An 18,147-nucleotide genomic window follows, 5' to 3' on the forward strand; every position below is an offset into this window, starting at 1 on the left:
ATTGAGCTTGGTGCATTTGTTGTTATCGCACTCGCTCTTATTATTTTAGAAGATTCTTATGGATGGCGATTATAGCGACAATCTTGTTCTCATTTCTTTAACGCTATCAACCTTTAACAACAAAAGTCATAACAGTTGTGACGAAAAAATAGCGAACAGAAACAAAAAAGCGACCGAGTGGTCGCTTTTCGAAATTGATGGTTTTATTTATACGGCTATTGAATTCTCAATAAATAGGCGATTAAAGAAGGCCACGCGCTTTTAGAATTGCGGTTTTGAAATCATCTTCTTGGTCTTTTTTAAGACCAGGGATCATTTCATCTTTTTCGCTGTTACGCATTTTTAGATGGTAGATGAGAACATCGTCAGTCAGTTCTTCAAGCTTGCCTTGGTAGCCTGCTTCTTTTGATAGCTTAATGATGAACTCTAATAGGTTAAGCTCTTGATCTTTCTGCCACTCAGGCTCCATCAGTTCAAGTAGTTCCTCAATGCGGTGACACTTCATATTTTACTTCTCCACAAATTTTATAATGATTTGTGGTTAAGGTATCAAATCGGGTAGGGAATACCAATGTGTAAAGACATTTCAAGACGGGACCGGGCAAGAAAAAAGCGCAGTAAAAACTGCGCTTTTTGTTAAGCGGCTTTAATTACTTTTGTTGCAGTCGGTGCCAATAAAGCAGTCTTCTGAACGAGAGTCATTGTAGGAGCCAATTTCTTAGCCGTTGGAGCAGCAACAAAGCCACTACGACGACGCATCGCACTACGGTTGGTGTGCGAGAACCTGACAGCTGTTGGGCGCATTAATTTACCTAACGGTCAGGCATATCCATTGCCAATCTAATGGCCTGATTTATCATGAGCTCCGCCTCAATTACTTGAAGAGTCACTCGTCTGGCTTCCGCCAATCCGAAAAATAAATCAGGATAATGATATGCATGCATATCAAGGCTTAGATTATCACTATCTAAGTTATCGATCGACGCTTGAGTGATAATTAAACGATATTAGAGCTAAAATAGTGTGAGCAGTATATTTGAGTTTGAACCTCTTTCAGGCTTAAGATGATGCTTTAAAGGAGGTGCATATGTCGTTCTTAAAGAAAACGTTAGCAAGTTTTGGAATTGGATCTGCCAAGGTGGATTCTGTATTGCAACAGGAAGTGCTTTATCCAGGTAAGAAAGCGAGCATTATTGTGCATGTCTACGGAGGCGCTCAGCCGCAGGAGATTGATAACATCGATCTCAACTTGTGCTGTCGTTACGTTAAAGAAGTCACCATGAACTCGCAAAGGCAAGAGGGCGGTCATAAACGCCGAATGCACCAGACATACTCGTTGGCTAAATGGAGCCTACCGTATGCCTTTGTGATTCAGCCGGGTGAAAGCCGTGACTTTGAATGTGAGTTTGATGTACCACTGAATACACCAGTCACGATTGGTGATTCCAAGGTTTGGTTAGAGACAGGACTTGATATTGCGATGGCGATAGACCCGTCTGATAAGGACGTTTTAACTGTTCGTCCGGATCCGCTGCTCGATGGTATTTTTAACGAACTGGAAGCCCAAGGGTTACGCATACGCCAAGTGGAATGTGAAGCTGTAGAAGGCTTTGAACTGCCGTTTGTCCAAGAGTTTGAGTTTGTGCCGACGACGGGTCCGTATCATGGTCGTTGGCGTGAACTGGAAGTGGTTGCTCATCGTGATGATACCGAGCTTAAGCTTTGGTTTGAGATAGACCGCAATCGCGATGGTGCAAAAGGTATGTTGGCGAGTTTACTTGGGGTTGGTCAGCTACAGCGTCAATTGAGTGTGCCATTGGATACCTCACCAGAAGATGCTGGCAAGATGGTGGTCGAGTATTTAGAAAGCGCATCTTAGCTGAATCGCACATTTTATAAGTCATTTTGTCATAAAAATTTAAGCTTACACGTGTAAGCTTAATGTGTAATACTGGGTCAATCGAACATTTACTCTAGTAGGATACTCATGTCTGCATCATCAGCCAGCGAATACAGTGACATCGAAGAACGCGCTAATGCGATAACCCATGGCTTGGGCGTCGCACTTGGCGTAGTTGGCCTGATCCTGTTACTGATTCGTGCGTTTGATTACCAAGCCGACATGTTAACTGTTGCCAGTATGGCTGTGTATGGAAGCAGTATTATTCTGCTCTTTCTTGCTTCCACGTTGTACCACTCGATCACCACTGAGAAAACCAAGCGCTTGCTCAAAACGCTCGATCACTGTGCGATTTATTTATTGATCGCGGGCAGTTACACGCCGTTTCTCTTGGTGGGCTTAAGAACCCCATTAGCGATGGGCTTGATGGCGGTGATCTGGGGAATTGCGCTGGTGGGTATCATCATGAAGATTGCTTTCGTTTACCGATTCAAGCGCTTATCGTTGTTCATTTATTTAGCGATGGGTTGGCTATCTTTGATTGTTGTTTATCAATTAGCGATGAACATCGATATCGGTGGTTTGGTGTTACTGGCTGTTGGCGGGGTGATCTACTCTTTGGGTGTGATTTTCTATGTGGCAAAGCGCATCCCTTACAATCATGCCATCTGGCACTTGTTTGTTTTGGCGGGCTGCGCTTGCCATTTCTTCGCTATCTACTTGTACGTGACTCCGGTTTAGCGGGCTACGACCTCGGTAATTTCGGCTTTAATCTGATATTCAGGGTGTTGTTCTAGGTCGAGCTTGATTAGCTTGCCTTCTTCACCTGTCTTTGGTCGCAAATATGTGTCGGCCATTCGTTTGATTGATTTCCATACTGCGACTTCTTGTTGTGCCAGCAACTCACCTTCTGCGGTAAATACGCTGATGCTAAGTGATACCAAAATGACAGCTTGAGTGCCTTGGTTGGTGATGGCTGTCGGAATGATAAGCTCACCACCTTCATAGCGGCTCGCGCCTAATACGACATCCACTCCTGATTGAGACAGTTGCAAGCTTGGCTTTTTACTATTAACCACAATCGTAGTACCACGCGTACTCGTTGCAACTGGGACAGCGACTACGGGTACTGCTGCAACTGTCGCCGCCGCTACCGCTGAAGTTATCTCTGTCGTTGTTGTTTCTTCTGTTTTATTTTCTGCCATATACTGCCAAGTAAAATCGTCTTTTAGTAACACTTGCTTGCCATCAGGCAATGTGACCATTTGATCAGCAAAGGCAGAACTTACGAATACTGAGTTTGCGAGCAATGCGCTAGCGAGAAGTACGTATGATTTCATTTGTGTTTCCTTGATTTTTTGCTTGGTTAGCGTCGCCAAAAGGCTGGGAAAAATAGAACAATGAGCGTCAGTATCTCGAGTCGTCCCATTAGCATTCCTAAACTTAGCAACCATTTAGCGGCGTCTGGCAGTGGAGCAAAGTTCCCGGTTGGACCGATCACGCTACCCATGCCTGGGCCTACGTTGGCAACGGCTGTGATAGCGCCAGATATACTGGTCACAGGATCAAGTCCCATCGCGCTCAAGCCGCCTGCAATTAAGATAATAGTGATAAAGAACATCAAACCAAATGCCACGAGTGAACGCACAATATCGTCATTTACGGGTCGCTGATTGTAACGTTGAACAAACACACCCGATGGGTGAATTAACTTCATCATTTGTTTGTGGAGCATGGTCATCGCGATCTGGAAACGGAAGATTTTAATACCGCCAGAGGTTGAACCCGAGCAAGCTCCTGCCATCATTAGGAATGCAAACAAGGTGGTTGGTAGTGCGCCCCAGGCGGTGAAATCTTCTAAGCCAAAACCGGTTGTGGTGACGACTGATACGATGTTGAACATCGAAACACGCATCGCATCCAAGACAGTGTAGCCATCTCTAACTACCAACCATGTTGATATTACGGCGCTGGTGACTAAGAACAGGTACGTGAAACCTCTCACTTGTGCGTCTTTATAGAGGATTGAGAGTTTTCGGCCTCGCAGTGCGCTAACAAACAGTAAGAACGGCAGACCGCCAAGGAACATGAACAGTGTTCCCACCCAGTGAGCACTGTTGGAGAAGTGGTTCATCGATCCATCTGAGGTTGAGTAACCACCCGTCGATAGTGTTGTGAACGCGTGGTTGATCGCATCAAAGATACCCATGCCAGCAAACAAATAGCTAATGATGCATAAACCAGTCAGAACCAGATAAACGGCCACGATGTTCTTCGCGACCGTTTTTGCTCGCGGGCTGCTTTTATCTGACCAATCGGAGGATTCGGTTTGGAACAGTCGCATACCACCAACGTTGAGCATTGGTAGAACTGCTACCGCCATAACGATAAAGCCGATGCCGCCTAACCATTGCAGTATAGAACGCCACAACAGAATGCTTGGTGCCATGCTGTCTAAGCCGCTTAATACGGTTGAGCCTGTCGTGGTGATACCTGACATGGTTTCGAAGTAGGCGTCCGTAAAGCTGATGTGATTGATGAAGACAAATGGCAGGGCGGCAAAGGCGCTGGCAATCGTCCAAACCAAAGAGGTGATAAGGAACATGTCCCGCACCCCAAGTCGGAACTTAGCGGAACGGCCTAAGCTTAAGCAGATGAACGCCACAATGTGCGTGATCACTACTGATTGACCAAACTCGAGAAAGCCACCAGTGCCGGTAAAGAAGGCAACCAATGTAGGGATGTACATGAAAAGGGCGAGCTTCGATAACACTAACCCTATCACTAATAATATCGGACGAAAGTTGACCATAGCTTAATAGACCATCGCTTTGTACCGGAGCGTCGTTCTCACAAGAAGAAAGTTGTGAGAAGAAGCTTACGAGAACAAGGCTATAAGAAGAACGGGCTCGGTTGGAATAGAGACTCAACATCAGGTACGTATTTCTTGTCCACTAGGAACATAACTACGTGGTCATCCTGTTCGATTACGGTTCTATCGTGCGCGATAAGCACCTCTTCTCCGCGAACAATCGCACCAATGGTGGTGCCTGGTGGCAGTTTGATGTCGCCAATCGCTCGGCCTACAACCTTAGATGTGGTTTCGTCACCGTGCGCAATGGCTTCGATCGCCTCTGCAGCGCCACGACGTAGAGAGGATACGTTAACAATATCAGCACGACGAACGTGAGTAAGCAGCGCAGAAATGGTCGCTTGCTGTGGCGATATCGCAATATCAATCACACCACCCTGAACCAGATCGACGTAGGCACCACGCTGAATCAGTACCATTACTTTCTTGGCACCCATTCGCTTAGCCAACATTGCAGACATGATGTTGGTTTCATCTTCATTGGTTAGGGCAATGAACACATCCACCTGATCGATGTTCTCTTCGGTCAGCAGTTCTTGGTCGGCTGCGTCACCACAGAATACGATGGTGTTTTCTAATTCTTCAGATAGCTTCTCGGCACGAGTGTAGCTGCGCTCGATAAGCTTGATGCTGTAGCTCTGCTCAAGGCGTTTTGCCAAGCTTGCGCCAATGTTACCACCACCCACAATCATGATGCGGCGGTATGGTTTCTCTAGGCGTTGCAGCTCACTCATTACTGAGCGGATATGGTTACTCGCTGCCACAAAGAAAACCTCATCATCGGCTTCAATGATGGTGGTGCCTTGTGGGCGAATAGGGCGACCTTGACGGAAGATAGCCGCAACACGAGTATCAATGTGAGGCATGTGCTCACGCAAAGCAGACAGTGCGTTACCAACCAGTGGACCACCGTAGTAGGCTTTTACCGCTACTAGGCTCACTTTTTGCTCAGCGAAACTCACAACTTGCAGTGCACCAGGGTATTGAATTAGACGCTCGATGTAGCTAGTGACCAGTTCTTCCGGGGCAATTAAATGATCGACCGGAATCGCCCCTGATTTGAAGAGTGCTTCTTTTTCTTCTAAATACTGTGGAGAGCGGATACGGGCAATACGGTTCGGTGTATTAAACAGAGAGAAGGCAACCTGACATGCGGCCATGTTGGTTTCATCCATGTTGGTTACGGCAACCAACATGTCGGCATCTTGCGCGCCCGCTTCACGTAGTGTGTTCGGGTGGCTGGCATAGCCGTTTACAACCCTAAGGTCGTATTTGTCTTGAAGTTCACGCAGTCGGTCGGCATTACGGTCGACGATCGTGATGTCATTGTTTTCACCCACTAGGTTTTCAGCAAGGGTACCGCCAACTTGTCCAGCACCTAGAATAATGATCTTCATAGCCTTTCTCTTATTTTTTGCCGTTGTAATTCTAGTGATCTCATTTCGCTTTGATAATGCACTAGAAAGAAACAGCGGCTAAGAAATAAATTCTTAGCCGCTGTTAGTTGTTATGCCTGTTTTACTAGAACTGCGTAGTAGAAGCCATCCATATCTTCTTCACCAGGCAGTATTTGACGACCCGGTTTTTCGATATCAGACCCAACCAGCGTTGCGTTCTCAGTACGCTCTAAGAATGCTTTTACTTGCAGCACGTTTTCTTGCGGCGTGATAGAACATGTCGCATAAACCATGGTGCCACCTTCTTTTAGCTGGCGCCACATTGCATCCAAGATCTCGCTTTGTAGCTCTGCAAGTGCATCGATATCAGAGGCACGGCGTAGCCACTTAATGTCAGGGTGACGGCGAATTACACCCGTCGCTGAACACGGAGCATCAAGTAGGATGCGGTCGAACTGACTGCCCGTCCACCACTCTTCAGGGTAGCGAGCATCACCACAGATTACGTCGGCACGCAGTTGTAGGCGTTCAAGGTTATCGTAAACGCGGTCTAGGCGTTTAATATCACTGTCAATCGCAACCACTTCAGTGTCTTGAGTATGTTCAAGAATGTGTGCAGTTTTACCGCCAGGTGCTGCGCAGCAATCAAGGATTAGCTCACCATCTTTTGGTGTTAAGTAATCAACAGAAAGTTGAGCAGCAGCGTCTTGTACTGATACCCAGCCTCGGTCAAAACCAGGAAGCAAAGTAACGTCACAAGGTGAGGCTAATTTTATGGCATCAGCCGCTTCTGGGTGCAGTGTGTATTCAATGTTTTCGTTTTTAAGCAGTTCAACATACTCGTCACGAGTGTGGTGTTGGCGGTTTACGCGCAGCCACATTGGTGCCTTGCTGTTGTTTGCTTCAACCAATTGCTCCCACTGATCTGGGTAGCTTTCTTGAAGCATTTTTAGAATCCAGCTTGGATGGCTGTATTTGCCCGCATTGTGGCTAACGGCTTTCTCATCTAGCTCATCTTGATCGCGCAGATAGCTGCGAAGCACTGCATTGATTAAACCACTGAGGCTTGGGCCGCGCAGTGTTTTAGTTGCTTCAACGGTTTCAGCAACGGCAGCATGCGAAGGAATACGCATAAAGCTCAACTGGTAAATGCCTACTAAAATAAGATGGTGGAATACGCGCTTTTTACCTTTAAGCGAGTTTTCCATCAGTTCGTTAGCGATTGACTCTAAGCGAGGCAGGTAACGAAGTGCGCCGTAGCAAATCTCTTGCAGTAGAGCATGGTCTCGCGGACGGATCGTTTTTTGAGCCGCAGGGAGAGCGTGTGAAAGAGAGTGGCCTTTATCGACAACTTGGAATAGGACATTTGCAGCAGCAGCGCGAACATTCATGAGGGATACCGAATATTTATTTGAATACATGAGGGCATCTCTGCCCTCGTAAAGGTTTTCTAAACTGTGTTTTTATAAGCTACACGTTTTCAAGTACATATTGAGTAGCTTTAAAGCGGTTAAGAAAGTTGAGTTCCAACTTCAAACCAGCTTGCACGTGAGTTCAAGATGTCCTGAACTGACATGGCTTTTTTACCTGGAACTTGCAGCTGTTCCAAAACCAGTACTTTGTCGCCAGTCGCAACATAAATACCAGTCTTATCTGCTTTGATGATTGAGCCAGCTGGTGCAGATGTCGATTCTTCATCAACACGTGTCTGCCAAACTTTAATGCTTTTTTCATCATTCGAGCTGCTATCAACAATCGCAAAGTGACTCATTGGCCATGGGTTGAAAGCGCGCACACAACGTTCGATGTGTTCTGCACTGTCATTCCAATCAATTTTAGCTTCTTCTTTGCTCAGCTTCTTCGCGTAGTTAGCAAGTTCGTCGTCTTGCTTCTCAGCAACCGCTTTATCAGAAGCGATGTCTGCTAAACACTCAACAAGAGCATCAGGGCCAAGGCCAGCCAACTTCTCGTACATTGACGCGCTGGTGTCTGTTGCTTCGATTGGCAGCGTTGCGATGCTTAGCATATCACCGGTATCTAGGCCGATATCCATCTGCATGATCGTCACACCTGTCTCTTTATCACCGGCCCAGATAGAGCGTTGAATCGGAGCAGCACCGCGCCAGCGTGGCAGGATTGAACCATGCACGTTGATACAACCCAAGCGAGGTGTATTTAATACAGCTTGTGGAAGAAGCAAGCCGTAAGCGACAACAACCATGATGTCAGCATTCAAATCTGCTAGCTCTTGCTTAGCTTCATCTGATTTGAAATTTTCTGGTTGGTAAACCGGAATATTGTTTTCAAGTGCGATGTTTTTTACTGGGCTCGCAGTCAGTTTTTTACCTCGGCCTGCTGGACGATCTGGCTGTGTGTAAACAGCAATAACTTCATGCTCCGAAGACAACAACGCCGCCAAATGACGGGCGGCGAAATCCGGAGTACCTGCGAAGACAATTCTTAAAGATTGACTCAAGGTAGACTTCCTTCTTAATTTAGTAATAGCAGCGGTTATTAACCTTGTTTCTCGTTGAAACGTTTAATCTTCGCTAGCTTATCTTGAATACGTTTGCGCTTTAGTGGCGATAGGTAATCAACAAACAACTTGCCTTCTAGGTGGTCAAGTTCGTGCTGAACACAGATAGCCAGAAGGTCGTCAGCGTCGAATGTGAATTCGTTGCCTTCACGGTCTAATGCTTTAACCGTTACTTCTGCAGCGCGAGGTACTAGAGCTCGAGCGCCTGGTACAGATAGACAGCCTTCTTCGATACCATCTTCGCCACGTTTGTCGGTAATTTCAGGGTTGATCAGAACCATAGGCTCGTCACGTGTCTCTGAAATATCGATAACAACGATGCGCTGGTGGAAATCTACTTGCGTTGCAGCAAGGCCGATACCTTCTTCGTCGTACATGGTTTCAATCATGTCATCAACGAACTTTTGAATCTCTGGGGTAACTTCTTTTACCGGTTTCGCCACGGTACGTAGACGATCATCTGGTAATGTTAATACTTGTAATACAGACATATACACTCGAAATATTGAACTGTGCCGAAACAGCTTAAACCTTGTTGGCTCAATTCTAGACATTTTAGAGGTCAAATGACAGCATCCTGAAGGTAATTCTCTAATCAGATGTCATATATTCAGACCAAGGAACCTAGGTCATGCGTCATTTTTCCCCCGCTTTATCTCTTATTTTTGCCTCGCTTTCGTTCGCCGTTATGGCTGAAAATAGTGAGCAACCTTTAACCATTAAACAAGGCGCACCCGAGGCGTATGTGGTGGTTAAGGGGGATACCTTATGGGATATATCCGCTATGTATCTCGACAGCCCATGGCTGTGGCCAAGGTTATGGCAGGTAAACCCTGAAATAGAAAACCCTCACCTTATTTACCCTGGAGATAAATTGTCTCTGGTTTGGATTAATGGCGAGCCGGTATTGAGCCTCAAGCCGGTTATCAAGCTTAGCCCTAAGATTCGTGTCTCTGAGAAAAGAGCAGTACCTACCGTCAATGAGGGGCTTGTTCTACCGTATCTACAATCTGACCGCTTGGTTGAGCAGCAAGATATCCAGTCAGCGCAACGAGTGTTAGGGACCAGTGATGGTAAACGCTTCTTATCGGGTGAAGACCGATTGTTTATTTCGGGTAACCAACAACATCAAAAATGGGGTATTTACCGTTCTGTCGAAACTTATCGACGACAACAACCTCAAGCGAGTATTACTTCTTTGCGTTTGGTCGCCACGGCGCGCTTGAAAGAGGTGGATGCTGAGTTCAGTAGTTTACAGATAGAGACTCAACTGCAAGAGGTGTTACTTAATGACCTCGTGTTACCAGAACTTGGCGTTGATCAGGTGAAGCTCTCAACCACATTTTACCCAGCGCCTAGTGCTTCGGGTCAGTTTGCTAATATCTTGGGTTCGTTAGATGGCAGCCAATACAGCGCAAAGAATCAGGTCGTGGTTATTAACAAAGGTTCGCAAGACAATCTTCGCCAAGGCTCTATGTTTACCCTCAGCGAAAGCGGCGCGGTGGTGTTTGGTAAGCAAGGCGAATACAGCTATAAAGAGTCGGCGGCGAGCGATAAGGTGCAGTTGCCAAGTACGTCACTCGGTAGTTTGATGGTCATTCGTCCTTATGAGTATTTTAGCTTGGCCTTGATCACTCAGAGCTCTAAGCCTGTTAGCAATGACATTCTGGCTGTATCGCCTTTGGATCTGGCTTTGAAAGAAGAAGCTAAGGGCACCGAGTGAATGAGCAACAACTGAGTGCTTGGCTAACTCTAAGTTTTGTTCCGCAATTGGGTGGCAAACGCCTTTCTCGTTTGCTGAGTATTGATTCTCCTTCTAATATTGTTGGCTACTCAAGTCAGCAACTTCAAGCTATGGGTTTGTCTGCCAAGCAAATTACCTATCTAAGAGAGCAAGCCCCAAGAGAAGTGGAGGCTTGCTTAGCGTGGCAAGCAAGACAACCCAACCATCACATCATTACTCCTAGTTGCTTACATTATCCCAAACTGCTCAATGAGATTGCCTCTGCGCCAAGTGTTCTTTTCGTTAAAGGTCACGTCGAAAAACTGATTGAACCTCAAATCGCAATGGTCGGCAGCCGCAATGCCAGTCTTGAAGGGCTGCAAACCGCGAAGTCCTTCGCCAAAGAGTTTGTCCAAAACGGTTTAATTGTCACCAGTGGATTAGCGTTGGGCATTGACGGCTATGCTCATGACGGTGCTCTAGATAAGGGTGGGGAAACTTTTGCGGTGTTGGGTTCTGGCTTGGATTCCATTTACCCAGCGCGACACCGAAATCTAGCTGAGAGGATCTGTGAAAATGGCGCGCTGATTTCAGAGTTTCGCCCAAGCGCAAAACCACGACCTGAACATTTCCCTCGGCGTAACCGTATTATAAGTGGGTTATCGCTCGGAACCTTGGTAGTTGAAGCGGCTGAGAAGAGTGGTTCTTTGATTACGGCTCGCTATGCCATGGAGCAAGGCCGAGAGGTGTTTGCGTTGCCAGGCTCTATTCATAGTCCAACCAGCCGTGGCGGCAATAGCTTAATTAAAGCTGGTGCATGTTTGGTGCAAAATGATCAAGATGTTCTGATCGAAATAAAGAGTCTGTTAGACTGGTCTATAGATCAGCAGCCCAGTTTGTTCGAGCCTACGTCGAATGAGGGTGAAAATGAGCAATTGCCATTTCCACAGCTGTTAGCTAACGTAGGATTAGAGGCGACACCCGTTGATATTTTGGCACAGAGAACCCATATACCTGTGCATAAGGTCATGATGCAGCTTTTAGAGCTTGAGCTCTCAGGGCATGTTGTTGCAGTTTCCGGTGGCTATATTCGAAAGGGGAGAGGCTAAGCTATGATGATGGACATACTGATGTACTTGTTTGAAACCTACATCCATAGCGATTCTGAATTGCAGGTGGATCAAGATGAGCTGGAAGATGAACTTCTTCGAGCAGGGTTTCACCAAGATGATATTTATAAGGCCCTCCATTGGTTAGAAGATCTTGCTGCATTGCAAGATACCGAGAACCAAGCGGCGATTAGTGTGTGTTCCAATACCTCGATGCGTATTTATACCAGTCGAGAGATTTCACGTATTAATATGGAGTGTCGAGGTTTCTTACTGTTCCTTGAACAGATCAATGTACTCACGACAGAGATTCGTGAAATGGTGATTGATCGTGTGATGGGGCTTGAGACAAACGAATTTGAATTGGATGATCTGAAATGGATTATCTTAATGGTGCTATTTAATGTACCGGGTAATGAAAGTGCTTACACGCAAATGGAAGAGCTGTTGTACACCAAAGAGCAAGGTATCTTGCATTAATACAGGCTTGTCATGAGTAGTAAGATTGATAATCAGCTTTTTTCAGCACATGAACATGCATTAGAGCATGAACCATGTCCACAGTGTGGTGGAGAGCTTCAGCTTCGCCATGGCAAGCACGGCCCATTTTTAGGCTGTAAGCAGTATCCGAGCTGTGATTACATCAAGCCGTTGCATCAAAACGATGGACACGTGGTGAAACAGCTGGGTGTGCCATGTCCTAAATGCCTAAACGAATTGGTATTAAGGCAAGGCCGCTTTGGGATGTTCATTGGTTGTAGCAGCTACCCAACGTGTAATCACATCGAATCTTTGGATCAACCAAAAGAACAACCTGAAGAGCAGCCACTTGTTGCCTGCCCTGAGTGTGGCAGAGGCCATTTGGTTGAGCGTAAATCTCGCTATGGCAAAACCTTCTATGCTTGTGATAACTACCCTAAGTGTAAGTTCGCAGTAAACCAACCACCTATTATCGGTCGTTGTGAAGAGTGTCAGTTCCCGTTGTTACTTGAGAAGAAAACAGCCAATGGAACCAAGAAACAATGTGCTGATCGCAAGTGTCACCACATTCAATCTCAATAACCTGATGTTATAGACAAAAAAAAACGGCGCTCACTGAGCGCCATTTTTATATCAAATCCACGATGTAGGTTTACTTCATCTGCTCAGCAAACTCATGCACAGCTGGATATGCTTGTTTGTCGAGAATGTCTGCCAGTGAGCATAACGCTCTTTGCAGCTCTGCGTTGTAGTCAGCGCTCACGTTTATGTGGCCCATCTTACGACCTGCACGCTTCTCTTTGCCATACCAATGAACATGACAGCCACCTTGAGCCAGAATAGCCTCAGGTAGGGTATCTTCACCAAGAATGTTGATCATTGCGGTTGGGCGAATCAGTTTAGTACTGCCTAGTGGCATACCACACACAGCACGTAGGTGGTTCTCAAACTGACAAGTTTCAGCGCCTTGCTGCGTCCAGTGACCAGAGTTATGAACACGTGGTGCAATCTCGTTAACAAGCAGTGAACCTTGAACATCAAAGAACTCAAGTGCTAGTACACCAACGTAATCTAAGCGCTCAGCAATGGCAGTGAACATGGTTTTCGCTTGCTCTTGCAGTTCAATGTCATCAATCGCTGTCGATAAGCTCAACACGCCGTCGGTATGAACATTTTCGGCTAGTGGATATACTTGAATCTCACCATTGGCGCCACGAGCACCGACAAGTGACACTTCGCGGTCAAACGGAACGAACTCTTCAGCAACAATCGCTTGGTTGTCTGTTGCTGCAATACAGTCAGCCATTTCTGTCCAAGTCGCGTCAATATTATCTAATGTCTTTAAGCGCCATTGACCTTTGCCATCGTAGCCGCCAAGTGTGCTCTTCAATACCATTGGTAAGCCAACGTGAGCGATCGCAGCGTCAAAGTCTTCGCGAGAGTTAATCACGTAGTATTTGGCATTTTTCACATTTGCTTCGTCTAACAGGGCTTTTTCAAGGCGACGATCACCGCCAGCTTTGATTGCTTCTGTTGTCGGTAAGAACTTACCGCTGCGCTCACACACCTCAAGTACATCGTGAGGGATATGTTCGAATTCAGCAGTAATGACGTCCGCACGCTCAATCGCATTTTCTAAGCCGTTGCCTTGAATCGCTTGCGTTAATGGGTGAACAATATTTTTGCTGCCAACATCAAAAGCAGAAATTTCAATATTCAGCGGTGCCCCAGCTAGGGACATCATGCGAGCAAGTTGGCCCGCGCCTAACACAAGAACATGCATGGGAATTAGTCCTCTGCAGGGTTTGGATTAGCCAGAACCGTTTCTGTTTGCTCAGAGCGGAACGCTTCTACTTTTGCCATCACTTCTTCATTGTGAGTACCAATGATTTGAGCGGCTAGGATACCAGCGTTAGCAGCACCAGCTTCACCGATAGCAAGAGTACCTACCGCGATACCTTTTGGCATTTGTACGATAGAAAGTAGTGAGTCCATGCCTTTCAGTGCTTTAGACTGAACAGGAACACCAAGAACTGGGACACTTGTGAAAGCTGCAGCCATGCCCGGAAGATGCGCAGCACCGCCAGCACCAGCAATAATCACTTTAATACCGCGCTCTTTCGCACTGGTTGCGTAGTCAGCAAGCAACTGAGGTGTGCGGTGAGCAGAAACCACTTTTGTTTCGTACGCCACGCCAAACTGATCCAACATTTCTGCAGCTAGCTTCATTGTTGGCCAATCAGATTTAGAACCCATGATAATACCGACAGTCATCTCAAACTCCTTCAGGTACGATTTAATTAGTGATTAGATATTTTGCGCGCATTATACGGGTAAAATTGCTTAAGGGAAACGTTTGCGTCAGTCTAGGTTGTTAATTGATACATTTTATAAACAAATAGCTTTAGTCACAGTGAATGATAATTTGTACACTTAGCGAGTTCGATAACAGAATTAATGAGGCAACCCTTGGATAACTTTCAACATACTTTGCAGGCATTACAACAAGGTGAAGTCATTGCTTACCCGACAGAAGGCGTTTTTGGGGTCGGTTGTGATCCCGATAATCCACAAGCCATCAAGAAATTGCTCGATTTAAAACAGCGACCGATGGAGAAAGGGTTGATCCTAATTGCTGCGAGTTACGAGCAGTTGTTGCCTTATATTGATGAGAGCCAGTTGACGGAAGCGCAGTTAGCGACCGTAAAAGCAACATGGCCTGGCCCAGTTACTTGGATCATGCCAATCAGCAGCAAAGTGACTGACTGGGTCAGCGGCCAGTTTGATTCCATCGCGGTGCGAGTGACGGATCACCCTTTAGTTCAAAGAATGTGTAATGAATTCGGTAAGCCGTTAACCTCGACCAGTGCCAACCTGACCGGAGAGCCGCCTTGCATGACGACTGAAGAAGTTCAACAGCAACTGGGTCAACATTTGGTGGCTATTCTCGAAGGTCAAACGGGTGGTCGTGAGAAGCCAAGCGAAATTAGAGATGCAAAAACGTCGAAAATATTAAGACAGGGTTAAACTCTGCAAAGGAAGAAAGATGTCAGCAATTGATAAAGAAGCAGTAAAACAGTTTTTACTGAGCCTACAAGATTCGATTTGCCAACAGCTTGAGCAAGCTGATGGCACAGCACTGTTTGAAGAAGATGCATGGGAGCGTGAACCTGGCGAAGGCCTTGGTGGCGGTGGTCGAACTCGCGTGATGACCAATGGTGCAGTATTCGAGCAAGGTGGGGTTAATTTCTCTCACGTAGCGGGTAAGGCAATGCCTGCTTCAGCCACGGCTCATCGCCCTGAATTAGCTGGACGTAAGTTTGAGGCAATGGGTGTCTCATTAGTTATCCACCCTAAAAACCCATACATCCCAACCTCACATGCGAACGTTCGATTCTTTATTGCGGAAAAAGAGGGGGAAGACCCGATTTGGTGGTTTGGTGGTGGTTTTGACTTAACGCCATTTTATCCTTTCGATGAAGACTGCCAATCTTGGCATCAAACCGCTAAAGATCTTTGTGCGCCGTTTGGTGATGATGTTTATCAAGAGCACAAAGAATGGTGTGATAAGTACTTCTATCTTCCACATAGAGATGAAACACGTGGTGTGGGTGGTCTGTTCTTTGATGATCTTAACGAGTGGGGCTTTGAGAAGAGCTTTGCTTATATGCAGGCGGTCGGTGAAGGTTTTGCAGTTGCATACTTACCAATTGTAGAACGACGCAAACAGACGCCTTATGGTGAGCGCGAGCGTGATTTCCAACTTTATCGTCGTGGCCGCTATGTTGAATTTAACCTAGTGTATGACCGTGGCACCCTGTTTGGTCTACAAAGCGGTGGTCGCACAGAGTCTATATTAATGTCGATGCCGCCATTGGCTCGCTGGGAATACCGCTACGAACCACAAGCGGGTTCACCAGAAGCTCTGCTTTATAGCGACTACCTAAAGCCTCGAGTTTGGTAGTTCTTCCTTCCTTATAGGGATAGTGATAGGGTCATCTATATAGAAGACCCTTTTTTATTTCTGTTAGGTAAGGATATGACACAGCAAGTAGATCGTTATGCCGTTTTCGGTAACCCTATTGGTCAAAGCAAATCGCCATTCATTCACACATTATTTGCTCGCCAAACCAGCCAACAACTTACCTATACAGCACTCCAGCCAGAACATAGTGAATTTATCACTGCTGCGAAAGCCTTTTTCAGCGAAGGTGGTAGAGGATGTAATGTCACAGCACCTTTTAAAGAAGATGCGTATCAGTTTGCCAATCGCCTAACTGAAAGGGCTGAACTAGCTGGTGCTGTAAACACACTTAAGAAGCTCGATGACGGAGAAATCATTGGTGATAACACCGATGGTGAGGGTTTAGTTCAAGATCTGCTTCAACATCAAGTTGCGTTAAAAGGAGCTCGCGTTCTTCTTCTTGGCGCTGGTGGTGCTGCGAGAGGAGTGATTCAACCTCTTCTCGACCAAAAGCCAAAACAGTTGGTGGTCGCAAATCGAACTAGTTCAAAGGCTGAACTTCTGGCTGAGATGTTTTCTTCATATGGAAACATTAAAGGAATGGGATTAAGCGATGTTAATGAAGGGTTTGATGTCATCATTAACTCGACCTCATCTGGTCTAAGTGGTCAGCTTCCTGAAGTTTCTGAGATTATCTTTAATTCTAATAGTGCCGTTTATGACATGGTTTACGGATCGGGCAACACGGTATTCAATCAGTGGGCATTAGATAATGGTGTTCACGCTGCTTATGATGGTTTAGGCATGCTAGTGGGGCAGGCTGCAGAGAGCTTTATGCTATGGCGTGGCCTTCGTCCGGGAACAAAACAGATTTTAAGAGAACTACGTAAAAACCTAGAGATGTAATGAGGTATTTATAAAAAATGAATCAATCAATTCTATTTCCTGATATCCAAGATTGGGATGAAGAAAATCAATCAATCATCTTCTCAGCACAGCAGTCTGGCGCACTGATTGAGTGTGTTATGTCTATTGAAGAATTATCACGATTGGCAGGTAAAGATATAGAAGAAGGCGATCAAGCTTTGGTTATCTTTTCAGAGTTACGTTTTGATATTGAAGAGCTAGCTGAAGAGTTAATAGAAGAAGAGGAGTATGACTCCTCTAATCGGATTCAGATCAAAGTGTTTTAGACTGGCAACACAGAGTCTAGATAGTCGTTTTTATTCTGAACATAGTTGTCAGCTGATTTCTGTAAAAAGGCACGCTCTTTATCATTTAATGGGCGTGCTTGTTTTACTGGGCTTCCTACATAGAGATAACCGCTTTCAAGTACCTTATTAGGCGGAACCAAGCTACCAGCACCAATCATCACATCTTCTTTAATAACCACGCCATCGAGCACGATAGCTCCCATACCAACAAGTACACGATCTTCAATGGTGCAGCCATGCAGCATTACTTTATGCCCGATAGTGACATCATTACCTATTAGTAGAGGATAACCCTCTGGGTTTTCTGCATTCTTATGGGTGACGTGCAAAACGCTGCCGTCTTGGATATTCGTTCTATCTCCAATATGAATGTGGTTCACATCTCCTCGAGCTGCAACTAAAGGCCACACACTAGAGTCGTCACCGATTTTGATATCACCAACCAGTACAGAACTTGTATCTATATAGACACCTTGTCCAATCTGAGGGGATATTCCTTTATAACTGCGTATTGAACTCATAAATTCTCCTTTATATAGGCACCTTAAGCCCTTAATTAAGGGGAATACTAGTGAAAATGGGGTGTTTTGAACAAAAAACGCTCGAACAATCAAAAAAGTAAGAAAAACTTCAAAAAGGGCTTGCCAGTGTGATCGAAATCTCTATAATGCGACCTCGTTGAAACGGGAAGGCTTCGTAAGAAACCAAAACGAATCAGCAGGTCAAATTAGCCAAGCTAAGCGCTTGAAAAAAGTTTTGAAAATAGTGGTTGACACTAAAACTTAAATAGCTAAAATGGCCGTCCGATTTGAGCGAAGCTCAAAAAGGAAAAGCTCTTTAACAATTTAAACCTATCAATCTGTGTGGGCACTCGTTGATGAATATCAAAACGTTTTATCCTTTGGATAAAACAGTTACTTCGGTAACAAACTTGATTTCAATGAACTGAGTG

At 45.7% G+C, this 18,147-nt stretch carries 22 protein-coding genes; 11 read left to right on the forward strand and 11 right to left on the reverse strand.

All coding sequences use genetic code 11. The annotated features are described in order from the left end of the window. The first annotated feature begins 58 nt into the window (after positions 1-58). Positions 59-265 (forward strand): hypothetical protein, encoded by a 207-nt coding sequence (locus BCU75_RS16690; protein WP_076678024.1) that lies wholly within the window; start codon positions 59-61, stop codon positions 263-265. Here BCU75_RS16690 and BCU75_RS16695 read toward each other — a convergent pair. Both BCU75_RS16695 and BCU75_RS24460 read right to left on the reverse strand, forming a co-directional pair. Further along, positions 242-505: a YihD family protein gene (locus BCU75_RS16695; RefSeq protein ID WP_009848104.1), complete on the reverse strand. Its 264-nt coding sequence runs from the start codon at positions 503-505 to the stop codon at positions 242-244. The genes BCU75_RS16690 and BCU75_RS16695 overlap by 24 nt on opposite strands. A gap of 131 nt (positions 506-636) precedes the next feature. Next, on the reverse strand, positions 637-804 hold the full coding sequence (locus BCU75_RS24460) for a hypothetical protein (RefSeq protein WP_004735761.1): 168 nt from the start codon (positions 802-804) through the stop codon (positions 637-639). Positions 805-1,087: 283 nt separating this feature from the next. Between BCU75_RS24460 and BCU75_RS16700 the strand changes: the two genes are divergently transcribed. Both BCU75_RS16700 and trhA read left to right on the forward strand, forming a co-directional pair. Further along, positions 1,088-1,879, forward strand: coding sequence for a sporulation protein (locus BCU75_RS16700; protein WP_102474482.1), 792 nt, complete (start codon positions 1,088-1,090; stop codon positions 1,877-1,879). Positions 1,880-1,987: 108 nt separating this feature from the next. Beyond that, entirely contained in the window at positions 1,988-2,641 is a 654-nt protein-coding gene (gene trhA / locus BCU75_RS16705; protein ID WP_076678026.1) for a PAQR family membrane homeostasis protein TrhA, read from the forward strand. Here the strand turns inward: trhA and BCU75_RS16710 are convergent. The 6 genes from BCU75_RS16710 to def form a co-directional block, all read right to left on the reverse strand. After that, positions 2,638-3,240 (reverse strand): DUF3157 family protein, encoded by a 603-nt coding sequence (locus BCU75_RS16710; RefSeq protein WP_102474483.1) that lies wholly within the window; start codon positions 3,238-3,240, stop codon positions 2,638-2,640. The two genes, trhA and BCU75_RS16710, sit on opposite strands and share 4 nt — an antisense overlap. 26 nt (positions 3,241-3,266) lie before the next feature. Then, the gene (locus BCU75_RS16715) at positions 3,267-4,712 is read right to left on the reverse strand and encodes a TrkH family potassium uptake protein (protein WP_076678028.1); all 1,446 of its coding nucleotides are present in this window, start codon (positions 4,710-4,712) and stop codon (positions 3,267-3,269) included. 80 nt (positions 4,713-4,792) lie between these two features. Further along, complete coding sequence (gene trkA, locus BCU75_RS16720) at positions 4,793-6,169, reverse strand: Trk system potassium transporter TrkA (RefSeq protein WP_004735766.1); 1,377 nt, start codon at positions 6,167-6,169, stop codon at positions 4,793-4,795. Positions 6,170-6,279: 110 nt separating this feature from the next. Beyond that, positions 6,280-7,560, reverse strand: coding sequence for a 16S rRNA (cytosine(967)-C(5))-methyltransferase RsmB (rsmB, locus tag BCU75_RS16725; RefSeq protein ID WP_102437634.1), 1,281 nt, complete (start codon positions 7,558-7,560; stop codon positions 6,280-6,282). A gap of 119 nt (positions 7,561-7,679) precedes the next feature. Further along, complete coding sequence (gene fmt, locus BCU75_RS16730) at positions 7,680-8,645, reverse strand: methionyl-tRNA formyltransferase (protein ID WP_102474484.1); 966 nt, start codon at positions 8,643-8,645, stop codon at positions 7,680-7,682. Positions 8,646-8,683: 38 nt separating this feature from the next. Further along, a complete protein-coding gene (gene def / locus BCU75_RS16735; RefSeq protein ID WP_004735769.1) occupies positions 8,684-9,196 on the reverse strand; it encodes a peptide deformylase in 513 nt (170 codons plus the stop codon). A 140-nt stretch (positions 9,197-9,336) separates the two neighbouring features. On the opposite strand from def, the gene BCU75_RS16740 reads away from it, so the two are divergent. From BCU75_RS16740 to BCU75_RS16755, 4 genes are read left to right on the forward strand one after another with little or no spacing between them, the layout of a single operon-like run. Then, a complete protein-coding gene (locus tag BCU75_RS16740) occupies positions 9,337-10,428 on the forward strand; it encodes a LysM peptidoglycan-binding domain-containing protein (RefSeq protein WP_102474485.1) in 1,092 nt (363 codons plus the stop codon). Then, on the forward strand, positions 10,425-11,537 hold the full coding sequence (gene dprA, locus BCU75_RS16745) for a DNA-processing protein DprA (protein ID WP_102474486.1): 1,113 nt from the start codon (positions 10,425-10,427) through the stop codon (positions 11,535-11,537). The genes BCU75_RS16740 and dprA overlap by 4 nt, the downstream gene beginning before the upstream one ends. A gap of 3 nt (positions 11,538-11,540) precedes the next feature. Then, positions 11,541-12,017 carry a DUF494 family protein gene (locus BCU75_RS16750; protein ID WP_009848094.1) on the forward strand — a complete coding sequence of 159 codons (477 nt, stop codon included), beginning with the start codon at positions 11,541-11,543 and terminating at the stop codon, positions 12,015-12,017. A gap of 12 nt (positions 12,018-12,029) precedes the next feature. Next, positions 12,030-12,599 (forward strand): DNA topoisomerase family protein, encoded by a 570-nt coding sequence (locus BCU75_RS16755; RefSeq protein WP_102465149.1) that lies wholly within the window; start codon positions 12,030-12,032, stop codon positions 12,597-12,599. Between the two features lie 70 nt (positions 12,600-12,669). Here BCU75_RS16755 and BCU75_RS16760 read toward each other — a convergent pair whose 3' ends face one another. Beyond that, complete coding sequence (locus tag BCU75_RS16760) at positions 12,670-13,800, reverse strand: 5-(carboxyamino)imidazole ribonucleotide synthase (RefSeq protein ID WP_102474487.1); 1,131 nt, start codon at positions 13,798-13,800, stop codon at positions 12,670-12,672. A gap of 5 nt (positions 13,801-13,805) precedes the next feature. Beyond that, positions 13,806-14,291 (reverse strand): 5-(carboxyamino)imidazole ribonucleotide mutase, encoded by a 486-nt coding sequence (gene purE, locus BCU75_RS16765; RefSeq protein ID WP_004735777.1) that lies wholly within the window; start codon positions 14,289-14,291, stop codon positions 13,806-13,808. Positions 14,292-14,486: 195 nt separating this feature from the next. Here purE and BCU75_RS16770 point away from each other — a divergent pair, with 195 nt between their 5' ends. From BCU75_RS16770 to BCU75_RS16785, 4 genes are all read left to right on the forward strand, one after another. Continuing rightward, positions 14,487-15,044 carry an L-threonylcarbamoyladenylate synthase gene (locus tag BCU75_RS16770; protein ID WP_102474488.1) on the forward strand — a complete coding sequence of 186 codons (558 nt, stop codon included), beginning with the start codon at positions 14,487-14,489 and terminating at the stop codon, positions 15,042-15,044. 19 nt (positions 15,045-15,063) lie between these two features. Further along, on the forward strand, positions 15,064-15,981 hold the full coding sequence (gene hemF, locus BCU75_RS16775) for an oxygen-dependent coproporphyrinogen oxidase (RefSeq protein WP_102474489.1): 918 nt from the start codon (positions 15,064-15,066) through the stop codon (positions 15,979-15,981). 75 nt (positions 15,982-16,056) lie between these two features. After that, complete coding sequence (gene aroE / locus BCU75_RS16780; protein WP_102474490.1) at positions 16,057-16,887, forward strand: shikimate dehydrogenase; 831 nt, start codon at positions 16,057-16,059, stop codon at positions 16,885-16,887. 17 nt (positions 16,888-16,904) lie between these two features. Then, positions 16,905-17,174, forward strand: coding sequence for a DUF1488 domain-containing protein (locus BCU75_RS16785; protein ID WP_102474491.1), 270 nt, complete (start codon positions 16,905-16,907; stop codon positions 17,172-17,174). Here BCU75_RS16785 and BCU75_RS16790 read toward each other — a convergent pair. After that, positions 17,171-17,716 carry a gamma carbonic anhydrase family protein gene (locus BCU75_RS16790; protein ID WP_012605080.1) on the reverse strand — a complete coding sequence of 182 codons (546 nt, stop codon included), beginning with the start codon at positions 17,714-17,716 and terminating at the stop codon, positions 17,171-17,173. The two genes, BCU75_RS16785 and BCU75_RS16790, sit on opposite strands and share 4 nt — an antisense overlap. Between the last annotated feature and the right edge of the window lie 431 nt (positions 17,717-18,147).

Origin of the sequence: Vibrio splendidus, from assembly GCF_002873455.1 — a bacterium.
In the GTDB taxonomy this organism is placed as follows: Bacteria; Pseudomonadota; Gammaproteobacteria; order Enterobacterales; family Vibrionaceae; genus Vibrio; species Vibrio splendidus_J.

Bases quoted from the DNA above. Each gene is read 5' to 3' on its own strand.
- BCU75_RS16690 (WP_076678024.1), top strand. From the start codon at position 59: ATGGATGGCGATTATAGCGACAATCTTGTTCTCATTTCTTTAACGCTA.
- def (WP_004735769.1), bottom strand. From the start codon at position 9,196: ATGTCTGTATTACAAGTATTAACATTACCAGATGATCGTCTACGTACC.
- BCU75_RS16755 (WP_102465149.1), top strand. From the start codon at position 12,030: ATGAGTAGTAAGATTGATAATCAGCTTTTTTCAGCACATGAACATGCA.
- BCU75_RS16695 (WP_009848104.1), bottom strand. From the start codon at position 505: ATGAAGTGTCACCGCATTGAGGAACTACTTGAACTGATGGAGCCTGAG.
- BCU75_RS24460 (WP_004735761.1), bottom strand. From the start codon at position 804: ATGCGCCCAACAGCTGTCAGGTTCTCGCACACCAACCGTAGTGCGATG.
- trhA (WP_076678026.1), top strand. From the start codon at position 1,988: ATGTCTGCATCATCAGCCAGCGAATACAGTGACATCGAAGAACGCGCT.
- BCU75_RS16790 (WP_012605080.1), bottom strand. From the start codon at position 17,716: ATGAGTTCAATACGCAGTTATAAAGGAATATCCCCTCAGATTGGACAA.
- BCU75_RS16750 (WP_009848094.1), top strand. From the start codon at position 11,541: ATGATGATGGACATACTGATGTACTTGTTTGAAACCTACATCCATAGC.
- trkA (WP_004735766.1), bottom strand. From the start codon at position 6,169: ATGAAGATCATTATTCTAGGTGCTGGACAAGTTGGCGGTACCCTTGCT.
- BCU75_RS16760 (WP_102474487.1), bottom strand. From the start codon at position 13,800: ATGCATGTTCTTGTGTTAGGCGCGGGCCAACTTGCTCGCATGATGTCC.
- aroE (WP_102474490.1), top strand. From the start codon at position 16,057: ATGACACAGCAAGTAGATCGTTATGCCGTTTTCGGTAACCCTATTGGT.
- BCU75_RS16715 (WP_076678028.1), bottom strand. From the start codon at position 4,712: ATGGTCAACTTTCGTCCGATATTATTAGTGATAGGGTTAGTGTTATCG.
- BCU75_RS16700 (WP_102474482.1), top strand. From the start codon at position 1,088: ATGTCGTTCTTAAAGAAAACGTTAGCAAGTTTTGGAATTGGATCTGCC.
- rsmB (WP_102437634.1), bottom strand. From the start codon at position 7,560: ATGAATGTTCGCGCTGCTGCTGCAAATGTCCTATTCCAAGTTGTCGAT.
- BCU75_RS16740 (WP_102474485.1), top strand. From the start codon at position 9,337: ATGCGTCATTTTTCCCCCGCTTTATCTCTTATTTTTGCCTCGCTTTCG.
- hemF (WP_102474489.1), top strand. From the start codon at position 15,064: ATGTCAGCAATTGATAAAGAAGCAGTAAAACAGTTTTTACTGAGCCTA.
- BCU75_RS16710 (WP_102474483.1), bottom strand. From the start codon at position 3,240: ATGAAATCATACGTACTTCTCGCTAGCGCATTGCTCGCAAACTCAGTA.
- purE (WP_004735777.1), bottom strand. From the start codon at position 14,291: ATGACTGTCGGTATTATCATGGGTTCTAAATCTGATTGGCCAACAATG.
- BCU75_RS16785 (WP_102474491.1), top strand. From the start codon at position 16,905: ATGAATCAATCAATTCTATTTCCTGATATCCAAGATTGGGATGAAGAA.